24 protein-coding genes are annotated in these 19790 nt (G+C 64.8%); 12 read left to right on the plus strand and 12 right to left on the minus strand.

Annotated features, from left to right (window positions below; genetic code table 11):
- Window positions 1-59 precede the first annotated feature (59 nt).
- Window positions 60-317 carry a hypothetical protein gene (locus RAD04_RS32680; protein WP_018322933.1) on the plus strand — a complete coding sequence of 86 codons (258 nt, stop codon included), beginning with the start codon at window positions 60-62 and terminating at the stop codon, window positions 315-317.
- Between the two features lie 219 nt (window positions 318-536).
- Complete coding sequence (locus RAD04_RS32685; RefSeq protein WP_461627079.1) at window positions 537-1628, plus strand: TRAP transporter substrate-binding protein; 1092 nt, start codon at window positions 537-539, stop codon at window positions 1626-1628.
- A 150-nt stretch (window positions 1629-1778) separates the two neighbouring features.
- Here the strand turns inward: RAD04_RS32685 and RAD04_RS32690 are convergent, their stop codons facing one another.
- The 6 genes from RAD04_RS32690 to RAD04_RS32715 all read right to left on the minus strand — a co-directional run bounded on the left by RAD04_RS32690 (window position 1779) and on the right by RAD04_RS32715 (window position 6984).
- Window positions 1779-2552 carry an ABC transporter ATP-binding protein gene (locus RAD04_RS32690; protein ID WP_201759891.1) on the minus strand — a complete coding sequence of 258 codons (774 nt, stop codon included), beginning with the start codon at window positions 2550-2552 and terminating at the stop codon, window positions 1779-1781.
- Window positions 2549-3604: a dihydrodipicolinate synthase family protein gene (locus RAD04_RS32695; RefSeq protein WP_461627080.1), complete on the minus strand. Its 1056-nt coding sequence runs from the start codon at window positions 3602-3604 to the stop codon at window positions 2549-2551. The genes RAD04_RS32690 and RAD04_RS32695 overlap by 4 nt, the downstream gene beginning before the upstream one ends.
- 6 nt (window positions 3605-3610) lie before the next feature.
- On the minus strand, window positions 3611-4432 hold the full coding sequence (locus tag RAD04_RS32700) for a GNAT family N-acetyltransferase (protein WP_461627081.1): 822 nt from the start codon (window positions 4430-4432) through the stop codon (window positions 3611-3613).
- Complete coding sequence (locus RAD04_RS32705; protein ID WP_461627082.1) at window positions 4419-5456, minus strand: NAD-dependent epimerase/dehydratase family protein; 1038 nt, start codon at window positions 5454-5456, stop codon at window positions 4419-4421. Before RAD04_RS32705 ends, RAD04_RS32700 begins: the two co-directional genes overlap by 14 nt.
- 26 nt (window positions 5457-5482) lie before the next feature.
- Complete coding sequence (locus tag RAD04_RS32710; RefSeq protein ID WP_461627083.1) at window positions 5483-6253, minus strand: ABC transporter permease; 771 nt, start codon at window positions 6251-6253, stop codon at window positions 5483-5485.
- An 83-nt stretch (window positions 6254-6336) separates the two neighbouring features.
- A complete protein-coding gene (locus RAD04_RS32715; protein ID WP_461627084.1) occupies window positions 6337-6984 on the minus strand; it encodes a TetR family transcriptional regulator in 648 nt (215 codons plus the stop codon).
- Between the two features lie 100 nt (window positions 6985-7084).
- Between RAD04_RS32715 and RAD04_RS32720 the strand changes: the two genes are divergently transcribed.
- The 5 genes from RAD04_RS32720 (at window position 7085) to RAD04_RS32740 (ending at window position 10579) form a co-directional block, all read left to right on the plus strand.
- Window positions 7085-8101 (plus strand): ABC transporter substrate-binding protein, encoded by a 1017-nt coding sequence (locus RAD04_RS32720; protein ID WP_461627085.1) that lies wholly within the window; start codon window positions 7085-7087, stop codon window positions 8099-8101.
- Between the two features lie 303 nt (window positions 8102-8404).
- Window positions 8405-9103, plus strand: a complete 699-nt coding sequence (gene minC / locus RAD04_RS32725) for a septum site-determining protein MinC (RefSeq protein WP_018322942.1) — start codon at window positions 8405-8407, stop codon at window positions 9101-9103.
- Between the two features lie 19 nt (window positions 9104-9122).
- A complete protein-coding gene (gene minD, locus RAD04_RS32730; RefSeq protein WP_018322943.1) occupies window positions 9123-9938 on the plus strand; it encodes a septum site-determining protein MinD in 816 nt (271 codons plus the stop codon).
- Window positions 9935-10216: a cell division topological specificity factor MinE gene (gene minE, locus RAD04_RS32735; RefSeq protein ID WP_018322944.1), complete on the plus strand. Its 282-nt coding sequence runs from the start codon at window positions 9935-9937 to the stop codon at window positions 10214-10216. Before minD ends, minE begins: the two co-directional genes overlap by 4 nt.
- 177 nt (window positions 10217-10393) lie before the next feature.
- The gene (locus RAD04_RS32740) at window positions 10394-10579 is read left to right on the plus strand and encodes a hypothetical protein (RefSeq protein ID WP_091956924.1); all 186 of its coding nucleotides are present in this window, start codon (window positions 10394-10396) and stop codon (window positions 10577-10579) included.
- Between the two features lie 19 nt (window positions 10580-10598).
- Here the strand turns inward: RAD04_RS32740 and RAD04_RS32745 are convergent, their stop codons facing one another.
- Window positions 10599-10850: a hypothetical protein gene (locus tag RAD04_RS32745; RefSeq protein ID WP_461627086.1), complete on the minus strand. Its 252-nt coding sequence runs from the start codon at window positions 10848-10850 to the stop codon at window positions 10599-10601.
- Window positions 10851-10958: 108 nt separating this feature from the next.
- Window positions 10959-11348, minus strand: coding sequence for a hypothetical protein (locus RAD04_RS32750; protein ID WP_461619980.1), 390 nt, complete (start codon window positions 11346-11348; stop codon window positions 10959-10961).
- 130 nt (window positions 11349-11478) lie between these two features.
- On the opposite strand from RAD04_RS32750, the gene RAD04_RS32755 reads away from it, so the two are divergent.
- A complete protein-coding gene (locus tag RAD04_RS32755) occupies window positions 11479-12264 on the plus strand; it encodes an SDR family NAD(P)-dependent oxidoreductase (protein ID WP_461627087.1) in 786 nt (261 codons plus the stop codon).
- Here the strand turns inward: RAD04_RS32755 and RAD04_RS32760 are convergent, their stop codons facing one another.
- Both RAD04_RS32760 and RAD04_RS32765 read right to left on the minus strand, forming a co-directional pair.
- Window positions 12265-12495: a DUF6894 family protein gene (locus tag RAD04_RS32760; RefSeq protein WP_018322949.1), complete on the minus strand. Its 231-nt coding sequence runs from the start codon at window positions 12493-12495 to the stop codon at window positions 12265-12267.
- Window positions 12496-12871: 376 nt separating this feature from the next.
- A complete protein-coding gene (locus tag RAD04_RS32765) occupies window positions 12872-13936 on the minus strand; it encodes a hypothetical protein (RefSeq protein WP_461627088.1) in 1065 nt (354 codons plus the stop codon).
- 360 nt (window positions 13937-14296) lie between these two features.
- Between RAD04_RS32765 and RAD04_RS32770 the strand changes: the two genes are divergently transcribed.
- Window positions 14297-14893, plus strand: coding sequence for a L,D-transpeptidase (locus RAD04_RS32770; protein ID WP_461620072.1), 597 nt, complete (start codon window positions 14297-14299; stop codon window positions 14891-14893).
- 71 nt (window positions 14894-14964) lie between these two features.
- Here RAD04_RS32770 and RAD04_RS32775 read toward each other — a convergent pair whose 3' ends face one another.
- A complete protein-coding gene (locus tag RAD04_RS32775; protein ID WP_461627089.1) occupies window positions 14965-15399 on the minus strand; it encodes a COG4315 family predicted lipoprotein in 435 nt (144 codons plus the stop codon).
- A gap of 121 nt (window positions 15400-15520) precedes the next feature.
- Complete coding sequence (locus RAD04_RS32780; protein WP_461627090.1) at window positions 15521-15985, minus strand: MarR family winged helix-turn-helix transcriptional regulator; 465 nt, start codon at window positions 15983-15985, stop codon at window positions 15521-15523.
- A gap of 101 nt (window positions 15986-16086) precedes the next feature.
- Here RAD04_RS32780 and RAD04_RS32785 point away from each other — a divergent pair, with 101 nt between their 5' ends.
- The 3 genes from RAD04_RS32785 to RAD04_RS32795 all read left to right on the plus strand — a co-directional run bounded on the left by RAD04_RS32785 (window position 16087) and on the right by RAD04_RS32795 (window position 19621).
- Window positions 16087-18009 carry an FAD-binding monooxygenase gene (locus tag RAD04_RS32785; protein WP_461627091.1) on the plus strand — a complete coding sequence of 641 codons (1923 nt, stop codon included), beginning with the start codon at window positions 16087-16089 and terminating at the stop codon, window positions 18007-18009.
- A 155-nt stretch (window positions 18010-18164) separates the two neighbouring features.
- Window positions 18165-19181 carry an SH3 domain-containing protein gene (locus RAD04_RS32790; RefSeq protein WP_461627092.1) on the plus strand — a complete coding sequence of 339 codons (1017 nt, stop codon included), beginning with the start codon at window positions 18165-18167 and terminating at the stop codon, window positions 19179-19181.
- Between the two features lie 212 nt (window positions 19182-19393).
- Complete coding sequence (locus RAD04_RS32795) at window positions 19394-19621, plus strand: hypothetical protein (RefSeq protein ID WP_244550826.1); 228 nt, start codon at window positions 19394-19396, stop codon at window positions 19619-19621.
- Window positions 19622-19790: the final 169 nt, after the last annotated feature.

The raw sequence follows: 19790 nt of genomic DNA on the forward strand, positions 1-19790 counted from the left end.
CTGCTGCGGCGGGGCTGCCGTTTCCCCTTCGTTAAGCCGTCATCGTCCAGAAGCAGCCCATGAGTGATCCATCAAGTTCCGAGACCCCGCTGCGTACGACGTTCAAGATCAAGCTGAACGGTGACACGTTGGCGATCGCGACCGTCGGTCAGGCCTATCAATTCCTGACCAACTTCAAGTCAGTCGAATGGATGGAATTCCGCTCCCTGCACGAGGACGCCGTCGAGGCTCTGGAAGGCGCGGCCGGTAACGCGATGCTCGCGGTGCAGGCAACCAACGCCGTGCGCGCGCTGTTCGTCAGCGCCAAGCTGCTCTGAAGCCCTTTCAGCTCATAGTCTCGTAGCCCGGATGGAGCGCAGCGTAGTCCGGGACCCCTGTCGCTTGTGGCACGATTCCCGGATTGCGCTTCGCTCCATCCAGGCTACAGGCCATCTCCTCGCGCATCTTGAACTCTGCTTTGCGAACGGGCAAACGGTCCGCGAAGATCGTCGCCGCACGCCGTATGTCTGAAATTTAGTTCAGGGAGAGACCCCATCATGAAACGCCGTACATTCCTCCAGGGCGGAGCGGTCGCCGGCGCGACGACGCTGGTTGCCGCACCTGCGATCGCGCAAAGCGCGCCCGAGATCAAGTGGCGCCTGACGTCGAGTTTCCCGAAGTCGCTCGACACCATCTACGGCACGGCGCAGACCTTCGCGAAATACGTCGCCGAAGCCACCGACAACAAATTCCAGATCCAGACCTTCGGCGCCGGCGAGATCGTTCCGGGCTTGCAGGCGCTTGATGCCGTCAGCACGGCGTCGGTGGAGATGGCGCAGACCCCGCTCTATTTCTACATCGGCAAAGAGCCCGCGCTGGCCTACGCCACCGGCGCGCCGTTCGGCATGAACCATCGCCATCAGGAATCGTGGTGGCACTTCGGCGGCGGCGCCGACCTCACCAATGAAGCGCTCAAGCCGTTCAAGGCGCACGCGATCCTCTGCGGCAATTCCGGCACCCAGATGGGCGGCTGGTTCCGCAAGGAGATCAAGACCGTCGACGACCTCAAGGGCCTCAAATTCCGCATCGCGGGCATGGGCGGCCATGTGCTGGCCAAGCTTGGCGTCGTGCCGCAGCAGATCGCAGGCGGCGACATCTATCCGGCGCTGGAGAAGGGCACGATCGACGCGGTCGAGTTCGTCGGCCCCTATGACGACGAGAAGCTCGGCTTCCAGAAGGTCGCCAAGTACTATTACTTCCCGGGCTGGTGGGAAGGCGGCGCGATGCTGCACATGATCGTCAACGACGAGAAATGGGCGTCGCTGCCCAAGCAGTACCAGGCGATCGTCAATCAGGCCGGCGCGGCGGCCGGCGCCTGGATGGTCCAGAAATACGACAGCGTGAATCCGGCGGCGCTGAAGCGGCTGATCGCCAACGGCGCGGAGCTGAAGGCGTTCCCGCAACCGGTGCTGGAGGCCTGCTACAACGCCACCCAGGAGCATCTGAACGAGCTCGCCGCCAAGAGCGACCTGTTCAAGCGGACCAAGGAAAGCCACGACGCGTATATGAAGGAGCTGCTGTTCTATACGCAGATCGCGGAGAACTTCTACGACAACTACCTGCTCGGCAAGATGCGCAACAAGAGCTGATTGTGAGGAGGGCGCGGTGACAACGCCGCGCCCGGCTCTCGTAGGGTGAGCAAAGGCGCGCTTGCGCCGTGCCCACGACTGCCCCGCGTTTCATAAAATTGGTGGGCACGCTTCGCTTTGCCCACCCTACGGCACCTGTCGTGCGGCGCCTTACACCGCGCCCAGACCCAGCTTCGCGTAGATCCGCCTTGCATAGGCGCCGAACGCATCGGTCGTCTTGAGCGGCAGGTCGCGCGGGAAAGGCAGGTCGATCGGAAAATAGTCGGCCATCTTCGCAGGTCCCGCCGTCAGCACAGCACAATGCGAGGACAGGAAGACGGCTTCCTGGATCGAATGCGTGACGAAGATAATGGTCTTGCCGCTCTCCCGCCAGATCCGCAACATCTCCAGATTCATCTGCTCGCGCGTCAGCGCGTCCAGCGCGCCGAACGGCTCGTCCATCAGGATCAGCTTTGGGTCGTGAATGAAGGCGCGCGCGATCGCGGTGCGCTGCTGCATGCCGCCGGACAGCTGCTGCGGATATTTCTGTTCAAAGCCGGCGAGCCCGACCAGGTTGAGCAGGTCGCGCGCCCGCTCGCGCGCCGCCTTCATCGGCAGGCCAACGATCTCGGCCGGCAGCAGCACGTTGTCCAGGATCGTCCGCCATTTCAGCAGCAAAGCCTGCTGGAACACCATGCCGATGTCGCGGGTCGGATCGAACGGGCTGTTGGCGTTGCCGATCTTCACCGTGCCGCCGTCGGCGCCATGCAGGCCGGCCAGGATCTTCATCACCGTGGTCTTGCCGCAGCCGGACGGGCCGACCAACGAGACCAGCTCGCCTTCCTGCACGTCCATGGTGACGTCGGACACCGCCAGGAATTCGGCGCCGCCGCTGCGATAGACCTTTCGGACGCCCTGCAGGCTGATGAAGGGGTCTGGGCTCATGCCAGCCACTTATCCCGATTGGCGGCGACGAAGGCATCGTCGCTGAGGTCGGCGTGCGCGCGATAGACGCGGTCGATCTCCTCTTTCTGACCCGGGCTGAGGCCTTCGTCCGGATCGAGGCACCACAGGCCTTGCATCAGGCCCTGGCGCCGCAGCACTTCATGGCAGCCGGCGATACAGCCGTGGAAATTGTTGGCGACGTCAAAGAAGGCGCTGTTGCAGTCGGTGACGCGGGCATCGAGTGCCAGCAGGTCGGCCGGCACGCTGTCCTTGTGCCGCGCCGACTTGCAGCGCTCGAACTGCTTGATCGCGCTCGCCGTCCACACCGACCAATGGCCGAGTAGACCGCCCTTGAAATAGGTGCGCGTGGTGACGCCGTTGTCGCGCAGATCGAACGGCAGCATCAGGTCGAGCAGGATGTGGTCATCATTGCCGGTGTAGAGCGCGACGCGATCGAGCGCGCCCGCGGCCGCGACGCCGCGCAGGACGTCGAGGGTGCGATAGCGGTTGAACGGCGCGATCTTGATCGCGATGACGTTGTCGATCGAGGCGAAGCGCTGCCAGAACCGGGTGGAGAGGATGACGCCGCCGACGGCCGGCTGAAGATAGAAGCCGACCAGCGGGATCTCGGCGGCGACCGCCGTGCAGTGCGCGATGATCTCGTCCTCGGAGGCGCTCTTCATCGCGGCGAGGCTGAGCAGGCCGGCATGATAGCCGATGTCGCGCGCGGTGCGGGCTTCGGTGACCGCCTGTTTTGTCGGACCTGCGAGGCCTGCGACCATCGCCAGCGGTCGCTTGGTCCAGCTCGCCGCGGTCTCGGCGGCGAGCTCGAGCACCGGACGGTAGAGACCGACGTCGCGGATCGCGAACTGCGTCGTGTGCACGCCGACGGCAAGGCCGCCGGAGCCGGCGTCGATGTAATAGCGCGTCAGCGCACGCTGATGCGTCTTGTCGAGCTGGCGCTCGGCGGTGAGCGCGAGCGGATGCGCCGGTATCACGGTGCCCTCAGTGATCAGGTTGCGGATGTCGCTGTTGATCTGGCTGTGATGCATGATGTCCTATCCGAATTCAGGGCCGGCAACGGCGAATGGCATTTCCTCGCCCGTGACGGTGGCGGGGCCGAACCGCATGCGCTGGAACGGGCGCTCGATGGTCCAGCTGGAGGCGGTCAAGCCTTCCAGGAACGCGGCTTGCGACGCGACGGCGTCGAGCAGGAGCGGGCTCGTCTCGGAACGCACGATCGTGTCAACGAGCGCCAGAGCCGCCGCGGCATCGTTGGCCAACAACGGGCCGATATGGCGGGCGGTCCGGCCGTCGCGAACCAGTGCGATGGCGCCGTGGGCACCGACGATGCGCGAGCCGGAACGTTGTGCGAAGGCGGAGAGGAGGGCGGTCCGGTCGAAACCGGTGGCCCGCCGGTCCCGTATACGAAGCGCATCGAGTGTCGCGGATGACGATGGCGGTGCTTCGGCCCGCGCAGGCTTCAACAGCTTCAGGCGGCGTAATTGCAGGGTCGGCGTGAACCCCAGCGGTCCGTAGACGGCGGCGCCGTCCGGCGTGGCGTCGAGCCAGCTGGTCAGCCCGTTCTGACGCGCCGTCTCCAGGCAGGCATCGACCAGACGGGTGGCAAAGCCACGGCGGCGATGCTTGCCTGATACCAGCACCATGCTGATCCAGGCGTTGTTGCCGGAATAGGGTAGCAGTGCTGCGGTTGCGACCAGCCGCATGCCGTCGCGAATGCCGAACACGACGCCGTCGCGCAGGAAGATGCGCCAATCCTCGTCGGTCTGGTTCCAGTGCGCTTCCGTCGACAACGCCAGCCCCGCGATTGCGTCGTCGACGCCGAGCTGGACGATGTGCGGGGCGTCAGTAACGGCCATCGCGCACCTCGTATTTGGTGGGCTTGCCGAGACTCGGCATGGCGCGCGAGACCCAATCGGCGGTCCAGGCGATCAACTGCTCGGTGTCGACGACCGGAAGGCCGAACAGCTCGACCGCCTTCGACGTGTCGGTCAGCCATGCCGTCGGCTCTTCCTTGCCTGTCAGCACCGGCGCGCGGCCGAACCTTGCGCCGAATCTCTGGGCGAGATCGCGCACCGCCAGAATCTCGTGGCCGCTGACATTGATCGGCGAGGTTGGCGCGGTGCAGTGCGCAAGGCAGCGCAGCGCCTGCGCGGAGGCATCGCCCTGCCAGATGAAATTGACATGGCCGAGGCTGACGTCGATCGGCGAGCCGCCCAGCACTTTCGTCGCGATGTCGTGCAGCACGCCATAGCGCATGTCGATCGCGTAATTGAGACGGAACAGCCGGCCCGGCGTTGCGAATTTGTGCGAGAAATACTCGAACATCCGCTCGCGGCCGACGCAGGACTGGGCGTATTCGCCGGGCGGGTTCGGTGCCATGTCCTCGGTCGAGCCTTTGCCGTCCACAGCGACGAAGGGATAGATGCAGCCGGTCGAGAACGCCACGATGCGCGAGGACGGGAACGCCTGGGCGACCAGGGCGGGCACGTGCGCGTTCATTGCCCAGGTCAGCGACAGATCGCCCTCGGCGCCGAACTTGCGGCCGGCCATGAAGATGATGTTCGGCGCCTTCGGCAGCGCCCGGATGGCAGTCTCGTCCATCAGGTCGCAATTGATGGTTTCGACGCCGCGCGCGTGCAGCCAGTCCTTCACGCTGGCGTCGCTGAAGCGGGCCACGCCGATGATCCGGCGATCCGGCGCGGCGGCCTTGGCGAGCCCCGCCAGCGTCGGGCCCATCTTGCCGCCGACGCCGAGGATCATGATGTCGCCCTCGACCTTGGCGAGGTCGTCGATCAGCGCTTGCGTCGGACGGCACAGCAGCTCGTCGAGGGCTGCGATATCGGGGATGGTCTTCGGCAGCGTCTGGCGGGTGAGCAGCATGGATTTGTCCCTTGGTTCTGCCGTTGTCAGGTTTGTCTTGCGTCACCGACCACGAACATGCGTTCGAGGACTAGGACGAGGCCGTAGAGAGCGACCCCGAGCAGCGTCAGCAGCACGACGGCCATCACCATCGCGGGCGTGTCGAGCGCCGACTGCACCTGGATCATGAGGTAACCGAGCCCGCGCTCGGAGGCGATGAACTCGCCGACGATGGCGCCGGCGACCGCCAGGATGGCGCCGACCTTCATGCCGGAGAACACGTAAGGCAGCGATCCCGGCAGCTGGATCTTGCGGAACAACGTCCAGCGCGAGCCGCGCAGCGATTTGACGAGATCGAGCAGATCCGGCTCGACCTCGCGCAGGCCTCGCGCGGTGGTGAGCAGGATCGGAAAGAAGCAGATGCTGAAGGCGATCAGGATGTTCGGAATGATGCCGTAGGAGAACCAGACGATGAAGAGCGGGCCGAGCGCGACCTTCGGGATCATGTTCAGCGTTACGAACAGCGGCAGCAGCACGAGGCTCAGCAGCGGCGCCCAGCTGAAGATCACGGCCAGCGCGACGCCGACGAAGGCGCCGAGCGCGAAGCCGCCGAGGATCTCGACCGCCGTCACCAGCGTGTTGGCGCCCCAGGCGTAGCTCGCGGTTCCCAGCGTCTGCACCGTCGCCAGCGGCGAGGGCAGGATGAATTTCGGCACGTGGAAGGCATCGACCGCGCCCTGCCAGAGCACGAGCACGGCGAGGTGCACGATCAGGATGATCGCAAAGCTGCGCGAGGCGCGTGCGCTGTCTGCTGTCACCGATTGCTCCCTGTTGGCGCGGCGGCGATGCCGCAGGTCGCAAGCCTAGCCGCCTTCCGGGGAAGTTTCAACCAGTTGGTTGATTAGGGCCGGAGCGACTGCAGCACCAGATCGGCGACATGGCGGCGGCGGGCGCGCCGCGCAGCGCGGCTCGACAGGTCCTTGCCGAAGATCGCCGACAGGGTCGGCGTGTTGGAGAAGAAGAAATAGCTGAGGCCCGCAATGGAGATATAGAGCTGGACCGGGTCGATGCCCTTGCGGAACACGCCCGCGCGCACCCCCTCGTTGAGAATGTGGGAGACGCTCTTCACCAGCGGGGAGTGCATCGCTTCCAGCCGCGTCGAGCCGCGGACGTGGCGGGCGCCGCCACGGTTCTCGTCGTTCAAAAGCACGATGAAATCAGGGTGTGCGGCCAGATGGTCGAACGAAGCCTCGATCAGCTTGCGGATCGCCTTCTCCGGCGGCAGGCCTTCGAGATTGAGCTTCCGCTCCTGCTCGCGAATGTCCTCATAAACCCATTCGAGCACGGCGAGGTAGAGCGCGTCCTTGTCGCCGAAATAATGGTAGACGAGCTGCTTGTTGACGCCCGCGCGCTCGGCGATCTCGTCGACGCGGGCGCCCGCAAAGCCGTGCCGGGCAAATTCCAGGCGCGCCGCGGTCAGCAGCTTGTTGCGGGTGGCGACGGGGTCGCGGCGCTGCGGCACGGTGTCGCCAGATCGTTTTGCGGGCATTTCCAACCAAACAGTTGACAAGTGGAAGGCGGGCTTGTTGCATTGGTATCCTCACAAGGGGAGAGCGACAAGCCGGGTCGCGGCAATGAGGAGAGATGCGATGAAGCGTTTGCAGGCGGCGGGCTCGGCCCTGGTCTTGACCCTGATGCTCGGTGCGGCTGCGGTGCCCGCGCATGCGGGCGAAGCGGTCAATCTGATCCTGAACTGGACGCCGACGGCCGATCACGCGCCGTATTATTACGCCAAGGCGCAGGGCTGGTACGAGAAGGCGGGCATCGACCTCACGATCGAGACCGGCAAGGGCTCCGGCGTCTCCGCCGCCAAGGTCGGCTCCGGCGGCTCGCCCTTCGGCGTCGCCGATCTCGCCACCATGCTGGTGGCCAAGAGCAAGGGCGCCGACACCGTCGCGGTGATGAGCGTCTATGCCAATACCGGGCAAACCTTCTACTGGCTGAAGAGCTACGGCGTGAACGGCGTCAAGGATTTCGCCGGCCACAAGATCGGCAATCCGCCCGGCGATGCCTCGCGCGTAATGTGGCCGGCTTTCGCCAAGGCCGCCGGGCTTGCGCCCGATGCCGTCGGCTTCGTCAATGTCGGGCCGACCGCGAAGATCGCGGCATTGAAGAGCCACACCGTCGACATCATCAGCGACTTCTACAACGAGCACGATCTGAAGGTGATCGAGTTCGGGCCCGACCTCGGCTACGTCAACTGGAAGGACATCGGGCTCAACCCTTACGGCAATTCGCTGATCGTCAACGGCGCCTACTTGCAGAAGAATCCGAAGGTCGTCGAAGAGTTCGTGCGCGTCACGCAGAAGGCCTTTGCGGCCTGCGTTGCCGACGTCGCGCCGTGCCTGAAGGCGCTGCTCGACCAGGTCTCCGGTCTCGACCAAGCGAACCAGGAGCGCCAGTGGGAGCGCATCAAGTTCCTGATGACCGACGAGTTCACCACGACCAAGAGCCTTGGCTGGATCGATGGCGAGCGGATGAAGAAGGACTATGAGCTGGTCCAGACCTATCTCGGCATGGAGAAGCCGTTCGACGTCTCGACGACGTTCACGACGAAGATGCTGGATCCGAGCATCAAGATGGATGCGAGCAAGGTGAAGAAGTAGGGGGCGGGCTCATCGTCGGTCCTCGTGATTGCGAGCAGCTCTGCGTCCCGTCACCCTGAGGCGGCCGCTTCTTCAGCGGCCCTCGAAGGGCGACGGCCCGGCTGCATCAGGGGGGCCGTTCATACTTCGAGGCTCCCGGCGCGATGCTTGAGCATCGCGCCACTCGCGCCTCAGGATGACGGGATCCAGAGCGCCGACCAGCCAGCTAACCACCCCGACGTAACCCCATGGAGATATTAACCGGCCGTTAACCAAATCCGCCGCATCGTTAACCATTCAATAACTGGGAACGAGTCGGCCGATATGGAGGCTGCAGTCAAACCTCAACGCCAAATGGTGCGCCTGCGCGGGCGCTCTTATGTGGCTTTCGTGTTCACGCCGACGGTCCCGGTGCAGGATTGGCTGCACGAGATCGACGCCACCATTGCGCGCTCGCCGGGCTTCTTTGCCGGCCGGCCCGTGGTGATCGACCTGTCCTCGGTCGATCTCAGCCAGTCCGGGATCGGCCATCTGCTCACGAGCCTTCAGGACCGCAACATCCGCGTGCTCGGCATCGAGGGAGTTGAGGAGGCGAGGCTGACCCCGATGATGCCGCCGCTGCTCTCGGGCGGGCGCAGCTGCGTGATCGAGCCGAACGCGCCGAAGAAGGCCGAGACGAAGTCCGAGGCCAAGCCGACATCGCTGCTGCTGGAGAACCCAATTCGATCGGGCCAGACCGTGATCTTTCCCGAAGGCGACGTCACCATCCTCGGCTCGGTCGGCTCGGGTGCCGAAGTCGTCGCCGGCGGTTCCATCCACGTCTATGGCGCGCTACGCGGCCGCGCCATGGCGGGCGTGAACGGTCGCACGAGCGCGCGCATCTATTGCCAGAAGATCGAAGCCGAACTGCTTGCAATCGATGGGTTTTATCAGACCGCCGACGATATCGACGAGGCCCTGCGCGGCAAGCCGGCCCAGGCCTGGCTGCAGGGCAACACCATGCGAATTACCGCGCTGAACTGACCAGAAGGAGATTTCAGAAATGGCAAAGGTACTGGTCGTGACATCAGGCAAGGGGGGCGTCGGCAAGACCACGACGACCGCCGCGCTGGGGGCCGCGTTGGCGCAACGCGGCGACAAGGTCGTCGTCGTCGACTTCGACGTCGGCCTGCGCAACCTCGACCTCGTGATGGGCGCCGAACGCCGCGTCGTGTTCGACCTCATCAACGTGGTGCAGGGCGTTGCAAAGCTGCCGCAGGCGCTGATCAAGGACAAGCGGCTGGAAAACCTCTGGCTGCTCCCAGCCTCGCAAACCCGCGATAAGGATGCGCTGACGGAAGAGGGCGTCGGCAAGGTCATCGACGATCTGCGCAGCCGTTTCGACTGGGTGATCTGCGACAGCCCCGCCGGCATCGAGCGCGGCGCCTCCATGGCGATGCGCTTTGCCGACGAGGCCGTGATCGTCACCAATCCGGAAGTCTCTTCGGTGCGCGATTCCGACCGCATCATCGGCATGCTCGATTCCAAGACGGTGCGGGCCGAGAAGGGCGAGCGCGTCGAGAAGCACATTCTCATAACCCGCTACGACCCCTCGCGGGCCGCGCGCGGCGAGATGCTGACCATCGACGACATCCTGGAAATCCTCGCAACGCCCTTGCTCGGCATCATCCCCGAGAGCCAGGACGTTTTGAAGGCCTCCAACGTCGGCACACCGGTGACGCTGTCGAACGCGGACGGCGCACCGGCGCGGGCCTATATCGACGCGGCGCGCCGGCTGTGCGGCGACACCGTGCCGATGCAGGTTCCGACTGAGCGCAAGCGCTTTATGGATCGTCTGCTGCGACGGAGGGCTGCATGAGCATGGGTCTGCTTCGGCTTCTCCGCGGCAAAAAGGCCTCTGCACCCGTCGCTCGCGAGCGGCTGCAGATCCTGCTTGCCCATGAACGCGGAATGCGTGGCCAACCCGATCTGCTCGGGGTGCTGCGTGAGGAAATTCTCGCCGTCGTGTCCAAGCATGTCACGCTTGACCCGACCAAGGTCATCGTCCGGCTCGAGCGTGGCGACGACGTATCGACCCTGGAGGTCGATATCGAGGTGCCCAACGACTTCGATCGCAAGAAAGCGGCGGTCGCATAGGGGACGCGGCCGACGAACTCCAGCTTTGGGGTGGGTGAGAAGGCGGTCCGCTGGGCATAGCGGGCCGCCTTTGTTTTGGGACCATAGGGACGGTGCGGAACGAGGTCCCGCCCTCAATCGTTGTGAACAACCGCGGGAGCGATGCGGCCTGCGGTCTGGTCAGACGGGAGAGCGCCCATGATGTCCGAGGTCCAGGTCCACACCGTCGCGCGGCAGATGCTCGAACGGCATGGTTTTGCTGCGATTGCGAAGGCCGCTGAGCAGGCCCAGGCCTGCGAGGGCCGCGGCGAGGCCGATGAGGCCAAGGAATGGCGTCACATCGCCGACGCCATGAAGATCATTCGCGGGCCGGCCCACAGCTGATCGCTGGGCCATAAACGCTTCAGTGTTCCTCGCGATCCGGCCCCCGTGACGGGGATCGATGCTGCGTCTGCGGCTGACCGCGCTCGCCCGCCTCTTTGCAGGGGAGCTGTTCCCACGAACCGTCCGGCGCCTGCTGATAGGCGCTGCACGAGGACGACGAGGTCGATTTGTCCTCGCCCTTTTGGGCGTCGGAGTTCTTTGCCTGCGCCGGGGCGGTCAGCGCTGCGCTCACCGCGAGCACGCCGGCGACAATGAGATGCGTCATCCGCATTGGGCTTCTCCTGTGCGAAAGAGCCCGCATGCTGGCGAGGAATGTGACGATTATTGGCCGAAACGCAGGTTCCATCGCGGTGTGCTTAACGCCGCGACAGCCGGCTTGCTAGCCGCCCTTGGCCCGGATCAGGCCGGCAAGGTTGGTCTTCTGGGCCTCGCACCAGTTAGGCATGCCGAGGCGGCGCTGGTTCAAATCTGTCGCCTGGGTCGCCACCGCGACCTCGGCCATCAGATCGTCGTCCTGCTTCTCGCCCATCTTGCCGCCGGTATGCATCCAGGCAATCGCCTTGCGCACCTTCTCGGTGGTGCCGTCGGGCAGCTTCATCTGCGCCGCCTTCTGCACGAGATCCTGATAGACGACGTCCGTGCCCGGGCATTCGACCTTGGCGGCGAAGGCCTGCAGGACCAGGGTCACATAGGTCGAGCGTGGGTGATCCTCGGCCTGGGCCGGAGCGGCGATCAGCAACAGGCCAGCCATCAGGAAACCGTAGCGCATCCTTGGTATCTCCTCCATTTTTTGGGGAGGCTAGCGTCCGGCGGGCTGCTCCGCAATGGTGCCGGGACGAATTTGTCGCGCCCCGGCGCGGTGCGCTATCGTGGCCCGTATCCCGGCCTCGGAGAGCGACATGAGCCTGTTCAGCACGCCATTCGATCCTGCCCGCGACACAGCGCTCGTCACCGGCGCGGGCAACGGCATCGGGCGCGCCATCGCGCAGGCCCTGGTCGGCGAGGGCGTCCGGACCGTGTTCGCCGACGTCAGCGCGGAGCGGGTGAGCGGCGCGATCGGCGCGAGCAAGAGGCCCGAGCTGGCGGTGCCCTGGGTCGGCGATCTCGCGGAGCTCGACGCGTGCGACGCGCTGCTTGCCGCCGCGGACGCAGCGTTGGGCGAGATCACGCATTTCGTCCACAGCGCATCGCCGTCGCGGCGGGAGGCCGATCATGCGCTCGCGGTCGATCGCGAGATCTGGCAGCAGATGCATGCTGTCAATCTCGATGCCGGCTTTCACCTGGCGCGCGAACTCGCAAAGCGGCTGATCGCGGCGAAGCGGCCGGGCTCGTTCCTGTTTCTCACCTCGCTGCATGCGGGCACGCCGCGCAACCTGCCGCATTATTCGACGGCGAAGGCGGCGATGGCGATGCTGGTGAAGGAGTTGGCCAAGACGTTCGGCCGTCACGACATCCGCGTCAATGCGCTGGTGCCCGGCGCGATCGCCGCCGGCGGGTTCGTTGCGGACCCCGCGCTGGCGCGGCACATTCCGCTGGGGCGTCTCGGCGAGGCCAATGACCTTGCGCCGATGGCGCTCACCGTATTGTCGAACAAGCTCTCCGCTTACGTCACCGGCGCAGCCTTCGTCGTCGACGGCGGATTGTCGCTGACAAACTGGTTCGAGCCGCCGGCGCTTGACGAGTAGTCAGCGGCGCCAGGCCGGCACGGGATCGAGCGGCGTGCGGTAAAGCTCGTTGTCGTCGCGATCGGTGACGCGCACCGCGCAACCCTTCTGCTGCAGCTCCGGCTTCACCTGCGAGAGCTCAGTGGCGAGCTGATCGGCGCGATCGGAGGCAACCTCGATGTCTTCGAGGATGATTCCGCCCTGGTTCCTGAACTCTCCACCAACCACAAGATCGAAAGAGTAGTACGGCATCCGAATTCCCCGGTGTGACGAGATGAGCTTCAATGGAAGTCTCAACACATGTCGGATGGTACCACTGAGTCGACATCTACCGATGAACGGACCGCGCACTCTCTGTGCTTATGGCGCAGAAATGATGTGCAGCGTGTGACGACCTTAACATTTAATTAAATATGTTGGCGCGATCATAAGGCATGGAATTGCAGTAGAACCGGGCTCCGGGAACCGGCAGCTGCAAGAGAAGGCCGCCGGCATAGATCCCGACGGCCTTTTCTCTTGAGCGAGAAAAATCGCTGTCCGTAATTGTCCGGACTCAACGCATCGCATCGACTCGGACAGCATACGCGACGTTGTCGCAGCGCGCCGTCCTGCTTGCGCGGTTTCAGTTCTAGCGCAACGGCATCGGCGGACGCACGATCGGTCCATCGTCATCGGCGACGGCTTGAGTCGTGGTAACAGGTGCGGCGGCCGGTGGCACGGCGGCAGCCTGCGAAGGCGGCGGCGGAGCGGCGAGCGGCGCGGGCGAATAGGCCGGCATGTAGGTGTGCGACACGACCGGTTTCGGTTTGCGAACCGGCGGCGGTGACGGAGCTCGCGGTGGGACCGCAGCAGTGCGTGCGCGCGGATCAACGGGCTTGACCTCTGCTACCGGTTTCGGCGCAGGCGGTTTTGCCATCTCGCGCGCCATCTGCTCCTGTCCGGCCTTCAACTCGGCGATGTTGGCCTTGAGCGCGTCGATCTGCTGCGCCATCGCGGCGAGGTCGCGCGTCATCGCTTGCACTGACTGTGCAGTATCGGGCTGCGTCGCTGCGGGCGCAGCTGCCGCGACCTGGATTGCGGGTGGTGTTGCAGATTGTTGGGCCGTTTGATCGGTTGCCGCTTGCGCTACGGGCGGGGCGACCTGCTCCGCGGGCGGTGCGGCCTGCTCGGCGGGCGGTGCGGCCTGCGCGGCAGCGACCGGCGCGGTCTGCGATGTCGACGGCAGCAGCGACGTCAATGCCGGTGTCCATTCGGCGAGCATCTGTTTGGCGGTGTCGCCGTGTTTCTCCCAGGCGATGGTGGCGGCCGCACTGCCGCCCGCAAACAGAAACGTGACGAAAGCGCCGCGCAGCCACTTGCCCGCGGCGGATCGCTTTCGCGGACCGAGACCATCGCTCGCCGCGACACGGACGGCCGTGTCGACAGAGGGCGGGGGCGCCGCCTGCGGTTCCGAGACGGGACTGAACTTGGGCTCAATGGAGATCTTGCGCTCGAGCAAGGCTTTGGGCTCCGGCGCGAATTTCGGCTCCGGACGCGTCGCAATGTCAGGCGCCAGCGCGGGCGCAACGCTGACGGGGCGCGAGGCCAGCACAATGTCGGGCGAAATCTGAATCGCGTCGTGCGGATCGTTGTCCTTGACCGTGTCCTTCACGATCTCATCGACGATTTGCTTGGGGTTCAGCGTCGCGAGCATCGCAGCTCCTTTGAAGCCCGGTGTTTGAAGGCCGGGCGCTTGAAATACTGGTCGTCCGCATTGGCGCGAGCCGATCTATTGGGGTGAGTCCATCCCAACCGGATGAGCCTCGCACGAGTCCAGTCGGGTTTGACCAAAGCAAGGCGCGGGGATGGAGATGCTGCGACGCTCTTCCGCCGTTTGTGGTGATGGAACCCGTTTTGTTGAACACGCGCACGTGTTCCGCGCTGCCTTGTTTTCAGCACGATTTGGGCAGCATCTGGGGATGCTGGGGGCGCTGCTATCCGCTATCGGGGGCCGGCGGTGCCAAGATCTTTAATCGCTTTGTTCGTCGTTGCCTTGCTGCCGCTGGGCGGCTGCATGCAGGCAACGCTTTCGCCGTCGACCGACGCGAGCATGACGCCGCGCGACCGGCAGTTGCTTTCGCATACGCCTTACGCGCAAGCGAACGTGCCCGAGCAATATCTCCGTCACGTCGTCGACTACCAGCGCAAGGAGCAGCCAGGTACCATCCTGGTTGATACCGACGCGCGCTACCTCTATTACGTGCTGCCTGGGGGCAAGGCGATCCGCTACGGCGTTGCGGTCGGCGAGGAAGCCATGGCGTTCTCCGGTGTCGCGCGGGTCGGCCGCCTGGCGGAATGGCCGGACTGGGTTCCGACAGCAGATATCCAGGCGCGGCTCGGTCCGTATCCGGCGCGCGTTCCCGGCGGTCCTGCCAATCCGCTGGGCGCGCGGGGCATCTATCTCTATTCCGGCAACAAGGACACGCTCTACCGCATTCACGGCACCAACCAGCCGGAATATATCGGGCAGGCGATCTCGTCCGGTTGCATCCGGATGCGCAACGAGGACGTGATCGATCTCTACGACCGGGTGAAGCTCAATTCGATGGTCGTGGTGCTGCCGCCGGGACAGAACGCGCAGGCCGAGACCGGCGCGCGCTGGCGCGGGTAAGCACACACCAGCGTCTCAATCCTCGCGAGATGATCATCGTGCACACGGGGGCACGATGATGGCGGCTTTGCTTACTCGCCGGGCCGGGCGACGCGCCATTGCAGCGTCGTCGCATTGCCGTTGACGTCGCCCGGCGTCTTGTCGGCGGCCGAGGTGTAGAGCGGGCGATAGCGGTACGCCCACATCCTGCTGCCGTCGTTGCGGCTGATCACGGTGAAGTCGCCAATGGCCTTGGCGTCGGACGTTGCGGGCAACGGCATCCAGCTCTCGGTGCATTTGCCGTTGCAGTTCGACGTCTTTCCGGTGGTGTCGCGCTCGTAATAATAGAGCGTCATGCCCTTGAGATCGACGAGCTTGGGACCCTGCTTGGTCAGCACCACCTTCGCCGGTGCGGTCGTCGCCTCGGGCTTGGGCGGAGGAGGGGCATCGCCGCCGCCATGGCCATTTGCGAGCGCATGACCGGTCGAGAGCGCGATGGCCGCTGCCGCAATGAGGAATTTGAACATCCTGACCTCCCGAACCGGCAAAGTTAATCGCGCGTTAAGCGCAGAATGTTGCCGACCGTAACAGCCGAAGGTTAGTTCCTGGTTTCGCAGTCTTGCGACAATTACGTACAAAAATACCGGATCATGCCTGGAGCTCGCGGAGCGGTGCGCGGCTGAGATCGTTGCCGGCGGCAATCGCCTTGCGCAGCAGCCGCATCAGATCCTCGCCCTCCTTTGCGCTGAGGCCGCGCAGCAGGATGCGCTGGGCCGATTCCACGGCCGGTGTGATCTTGCGCAGCGTGCGCCGGCCCTCGTCGGTGATCTCGAGCTCGCGGGCGCGGCGATCGCGGCTGGAAGCGCGGCGCTCGGCCAGTCCCTTCTGCACGAGGCGGTCGATCACGCCGGTGATGGTGGTGCGGTCATAGGCGATCAGCCCTGCAAGCGTCACCTGGTCGAGCCCCGGATTGGCCTTGATGGTCGCAAGCGCGGCGTACTGCACCGGCGTGAGATCGAAGCCGGCATCCTCGACCTCGGCCAGGAACACCGCGACGGCGATCTGCTGGAACCGGCGCGCCAGATGCCCGGGCATGTCGTTGTTGTCTTTCACCGAATTCTCCTCGGAGGCAGGACGGCGTACGATCGTTGACAAGCATACTGATAGTCAGCATACTGATCAATATCAAAACAGAGTGTTGACGGGAGAGGCTCATGCAATTCCATCTGAATGGATTTCAGCCGGGCGACCCTGACATCGTCGACCCCGCCGAGCGCGTTCAGGCCCCGGGCGCGGCGGGCGCCGTGCCTGGCGAGGTCGATGTCCTCATCGTCGGCTGTGGCCCTGCGGGCCTCACGCTTGCCGCCCAGCTCGCGCAATTTCCTGACATCAAGACCTGCATCGTCGAGCAGAAGCCGGATCGCTTGCTGGTCGGTCAGGCTGACGGTATCGCCTGCCGCACCGTGGAAATGTTTCACGCCTACGGGTTCAGCGAGCGCGTGCTGAAGGAGGCCTATTGGGTCAACGAGACGACATTCTGGAAGCCGGACGAGCGGCGGCCCGAGACCATCGTCCGCAGCGGAAGGGTGCAGGACGTCGAGGACGGCCTGTCCGAATTCCCGCATGTCATCCTCAACCAGGCGCGCATCCATGACGGATTTCTCGACGTGATGCGGAAATCGCCAGCCAAGCTCGCGCCTCATTACAGCCGCCGCCTGCTCGACCTCGAGGTCGATCCGGCTGCAGATCCAGCCGACCATGCCGTGACCGTGCGCCTCGAACGCGTCGATGCCGCAAGCGAGGGCAAGGTCGAGACGATCAAAACGCGCTATGTCGTCGGCTGCGATGGCGCGCGCAGCACCGTGCGCAAGTCGATCGGGCGCGAGCTGCACGGCGATTCCGCCAACCACGCCTGGGGCGTGATGGACGTGCTGGCGGTGACTGATTTTCCGGACATCCGCTTCAAGTCGCTGATCCAATCGGCGAAGGACGGCAGCCTGCTGATCATTCCGCGCGAAGGCGGCTACATGGTCCGCATCTATGTCGAGCTCGCCAAGCTCGATGTCGGCGAGCGCGTCGCCAGCCGCAACATCACCGCCGATGAGGTGATTGCGAAAGCGCAGCGGATCCTGAAGCCCCATACACTCGACGTGAAGGAGATCGCCTGGTGGTCGGTCTACGAGATCGGCCAGCGTCTCACCGACAAGTTCGACGACGTGCCGGAAGCCGAGATCGCAACGCGCCTGCCGCGCATCTTCATCGCCGGCGATGCCTGCCATACCCATAGCCCGAAGGCGGGGCAGGGCATGAACGTCTCGATGCAGGACGCCTTCAATCTCGGCTGGAAGCTTGCCGCCGCCCTCCGGAAGCAGTGCGCCCCACACCTGCTGCATTCCTATTCGGCGGAGCGTCAGGCGGTTGCGAAAGAGCTGATCGATTTCGATCGCGAGTGGGCGGGGATTTTGGCTTCGTCAGCAAAGGCGGGCGGCGCCGATGCTGCCAAGACGCAGGACTATTTTGTCAGGCATGGCCGCTACACCGCGGGCACGGCGACACATTACACGCCATCGATTCTCACCGGTGCAGCCTCGCATCAGCACCTCGCGCAAGGCCTCGTCATCGGCAAGCGCTTCCATTCGGCCCTGGTGATCCGGCTGGCGGACGCCAAGCCGGTTCATCTCGGTCACGCCGCTCAGGCTGATGGCCGCTTCCGGATCTACGCGTTTTCGCCTGCTGAGAATCCCGCAGCATCGGACTCGGCCATTCGTGTATTGTGCGAGTTTCTCGCAGAATCCCCAAAATCTCCGATCCGCCGATACACGACTCGAAGCTCCGACATCGACAGCGTGATCGATCTGCGCGCAGTGTTTCAGCAGGATCATCGAGAACTCGCGATCGAGGCGATGCCCCCCATGTTGCTTCCGAGCAAAGGCCGTTACGGCTTGTACGACTACGAGAAGATGTTCTGTCCAGACTTCAAGAACGGGCAGGACGTTTTCGCCATGCGCGGCATCGATCGGAAAGCCGGCTGTATGGTCGTGGTGCGGCCGGACCAGTATGTCGCGAACGTGCTGCCGCTCTCCGACTTTGCCGGGCTTGCGTCGTACTTCGACGCGTTCATGTTGCAGGTCAACTGACGGTCCGCCAGCGCGGCTTACGCGGTGTGCCGATGAACGGCGGATGAATATTGAACCGCGCGCGGCGTGCGTTTCAATCTTTCGACGGATGAGACCCTCGTGCGCGGAACGCCTGTTCCGCTGGCGCGTTCCGCCTCTCAAAGGAGGAATGCGCCATGAAGTTCAGAACCGCTTTAGTTGCAGCATTTTTGTTGGTCCCAACAGCCGCATTGGCCGCGCCGGGCATCGTCACCGTCTCGACCGGCCTGCGCGCCGGGCCGGGCTCGGGCTTTCCCCTGGTCGATCGTATCCCCGAGGGCGCCCGCGTCAACATCCATGGCTGCCTGCGCGGCAATGCCTGGTGCGACGTCAGCTTCTCTGATGATCGCGGCTGGGTGTCGTCGCAATATCTCGAATATCTCTATCGCAATCACTACGTCTATCTCCCCGACTATGTCGACGAGATCGATGTGCCCGTCGTTCCCTTCGTGCTGACCTCGTATTGGTCGAATTACTATGGGGGACGTCCCTGGTATCGACGCCATGCCTATTGGAATAATTACTGGACCTCGCATCAGAGCGTCGCGACGCGGATGACGATCGATCCGCGCGCGGCCCGCATTGGCCGCGCGGCAACGCGCGACGCGGCGATCGCGCTCGAACGCAGCGGTGTGCGCGGCAAGGGGGCCGCCGCGATCTCAACGCGTGACGCCGCGACCACACAGCGCGACGCGGCGATCGCGAAGCGCGACGCCACGATCGCGAGGCGCGACGCTGCGATCGCCAAGCGCGGCGCTGCGGTTACGCCCGACCGGGCCCGCGTTGGACCAAGTGAGCGCATCGCGCATGAGCGGACCAATGTGCAGACCCGCAATCCGCGTGATGCACAAGCCCGCATGATGCGCGAGCAGGCCGCAACCCGCGCTCCGGTGCGTTCGCAGCCGACGGCCCGTGCGCACGAAGCGCCGCGTGCGTCGGCCGCGCCTTCAGCGCGTCCCGCGACGCCCCATGTCGCCCAGCCAGGCGTGAGCCATGGTTCGCCGATGAATGCCCGTGCGCAGATGCCTGCGCCGCGCGCGGCCGCGCCTGCCATGCCGCACGGCGGCGGGGGCGGAGCTCCGCATATTAATGCCGCCCCGCGTGGCGGCGGCGCCCCGGCGGGCGGCCCTGCTGGCGGACATCAGAAGCACTAGCTTTGCAAAGAAAAGCCCGGCCCTGATGCCGGGCTTTTTCTTTGCCGTGTCGAGGCCTTTACAATTTAAGACAGATCTTCGCGGGCAGATTTCATCGATCGTAACATGTCTACCCAAAGGTGTAAGCATCCACTCGGGGCAGCGGGGCACGGGAGGATGATATGAGACAGAGCCAGGCGGAGACGCGCCGCCAAAATGTCGCGAAGCGTTCGATGACCAAGGAGGCCAAACAGCTGACCGGCCTGATTGCCGGGCTGCGCGAATCCCTCGAAGGGATCCACAAGGAACGGACGAGCACCAAGCTCACCGGCGCCGAGATGGGCATGCTCGACGAGCGTCGCAACAACCTGCTGCTCACCATCGCAGCCCTCGACGACCGCCTCTCCGCTGTGCAGGGGCTGATCGATCTCGGCCGACCCCACATCATCCGCGTGCACTAGCGGGGCTCGGCCATGGGACGATCGGTTCCGTTGCTGCCGTGACGAGCCGCCCCGGCGGCCGATCCGGCACGACATGGCCCAGCACGGCTGGTAGACGGCTCCGTCGTCGCAGGGGGAAACCTGCGATGGGTTGGAATCGCATCCCAGCGGGGCACGGCTCGACGCCGGC

The sequence above is a fragment of the Bradyrhizobium sp. 25ACV genome, from assembly GCF_054863005.1.

Excerpts from the sequence above, each read along its gene's own strand:
- RAD04_RS32755 (WP_461627087.1), top strand. The coding sequence starts at position 11,479 with ATGAGCCTGTTCAGCACGCCATTCGATCCTGCCCGCGACACAGCGCTC.
- RAD04_RS32705 (WP_461627082.1), bottom strand. The coding sequence starts at position 5,456 with ATGCTGCTCACCCGCCAGACGCTGCCGAAGACCATCCCCGATATCGCA.
- RAD04_RS32690 (WP_201759891.1), bottom strand. The coding sequence starts at position 2,552 with ATGAGCCCAGACCCCTTCATCAGCCTGCAGGGCGTCCGAAAGGTCTAT.
- RAD04_RS32700 (WP_461627081.1), bottom strand. The coding sequence starts at position 4,432 with ATGGCCGTTACTGACGCCCCGCACATCGTCCAGCTCGGCGTCGACGAC.
- RAD04_RS32715 (WP_461627084.1), bottom strand. The coding sequence starts at position 6,984 with ATGCCCGCAAAACGATCTGGCGACACCGTGCCGCAGCGCCGCGACCCC.
- RAD04_RS32720 (WP_461627085.1), top strand. The coding sequence starts at position 7,085 with ATGAAGCGTTTGCAGGCGGCGGGCTCGGCCCTGGTCTTGACCCTGATG.
- RAD04_RS32745 (WP_461627086.1), bottom strand. The coding sequence starts at position 10,850 with ATGCGGATGACGCATCTCATTGTCGCCGGCGTGCTCGCGGTGAGCGCA.
- RAD04_RS32685 (WP_461627079.1), top strand. The coding sequence starts at position 537 with ATGAAACGCCGTACATTCCTCCAGGGCGGAGCGGTCGCCGGCGCGACG.
- RAD04_RS32785 (WP_461627091.1), top strand. The coding sequence starts at position 16,087 with ATGCAATTCCATCTGAATGGATTTCAGCCGGGCGACCCTGACATCGTC.
- minD (WP_018322943.1), top strand. The coding sequence starts at position 9,123 with ATGGCAAAGGTACTGGTCGTGACATCAGGCAAGGGGGGCGTCGGCAAG.
- minE (WP_018322944.1), top strand. The coding sequence starts at position 9,935 with ATGAGCATGGGTCTGCTTCGGCTTCTCCGCGGCAAAAAGGCCTCTGCA.
- RAD04_RS32790 (WP_461627092.1), top strand. The coding sequence starts at position 18,165 with ATGAAGTTCAGAACCGCTTTAGTTGCAGCATTTTTGTTGGTCCCAACA.
- RAD04_RS32695 (WP_461627080.1), bottom strand. The coding sequence starts at position 3,604 with ATGCATCACAGCCAGATCAACAGCGACATCCGCAACCTGATCACTGAG.
- RAD04_RS32680 (WP_018322933.1), top strand. The coding sequence starts at position 60 with ATGAGTGATCCATCAAGTTCCGAGACCCCGCTGCGTACGACGTTCAAG.
- RAD04_RS32760 (WP_018322949.1), bottom strand. The coding sequence starts at position 12,495 with ATGCCGTACTACTCTTTCGATCTTGTGGTTGGTGGAGAGTTCAGGAAC.
- RAD04_RS32775 (WP_461627089.1), bottom strand. The coding sequence starts at position 15,399 with ATGTTCAAATTCCTCATTGCGGCAGCGGCCATCGCGCTCTCGACCGGT.
- RAD04_RS32750 (WP_461619980.1), bottom strand. The coding sequence starts at position 11,348 with ATGCGCTACGGTTTCCTGATGGCTGGCCTGTTGCTGATCGCCGCTCCG.
- RAD04_RS32770 (WP_461620072.1), top strand. The coding sequence starts at position 14,297 with ATGCAGGCAACGCTTTCGCCGTCGACCGACGCGAGCATGACGCCGCGC.
- RAD04_RS32795 (WP_244550826.1), top strand. The coding sequence starts at position 19,394 with ATGACCAAGGAGGCCAAACAGCTGACCGGCCTGATTGCCGGGCTGCGC.
- RAD04_RS32765 (WP_461627088.1), bottom strand. The coding sequence starts at position 13,936 with ATGCTCGCGACGCTGAACCCCAAGCAAATCGTCGATGAGATCGTGAAG.
- minC (WP_018322942.1), top strand. The coding sequence starts at position 8,405 with ATGGAGGCTGCAGTCAAACCTCAACGCCAAATGGTGCGCCTGCGCGGG.
- RAD04_RS32740 (WP_091956924.1), top strand. The coding sequence starts at position 10,394 with ATGATGTCCGAGGTCCAGGTCCACACCGTCGCGCGGCAGATGCTCGAA.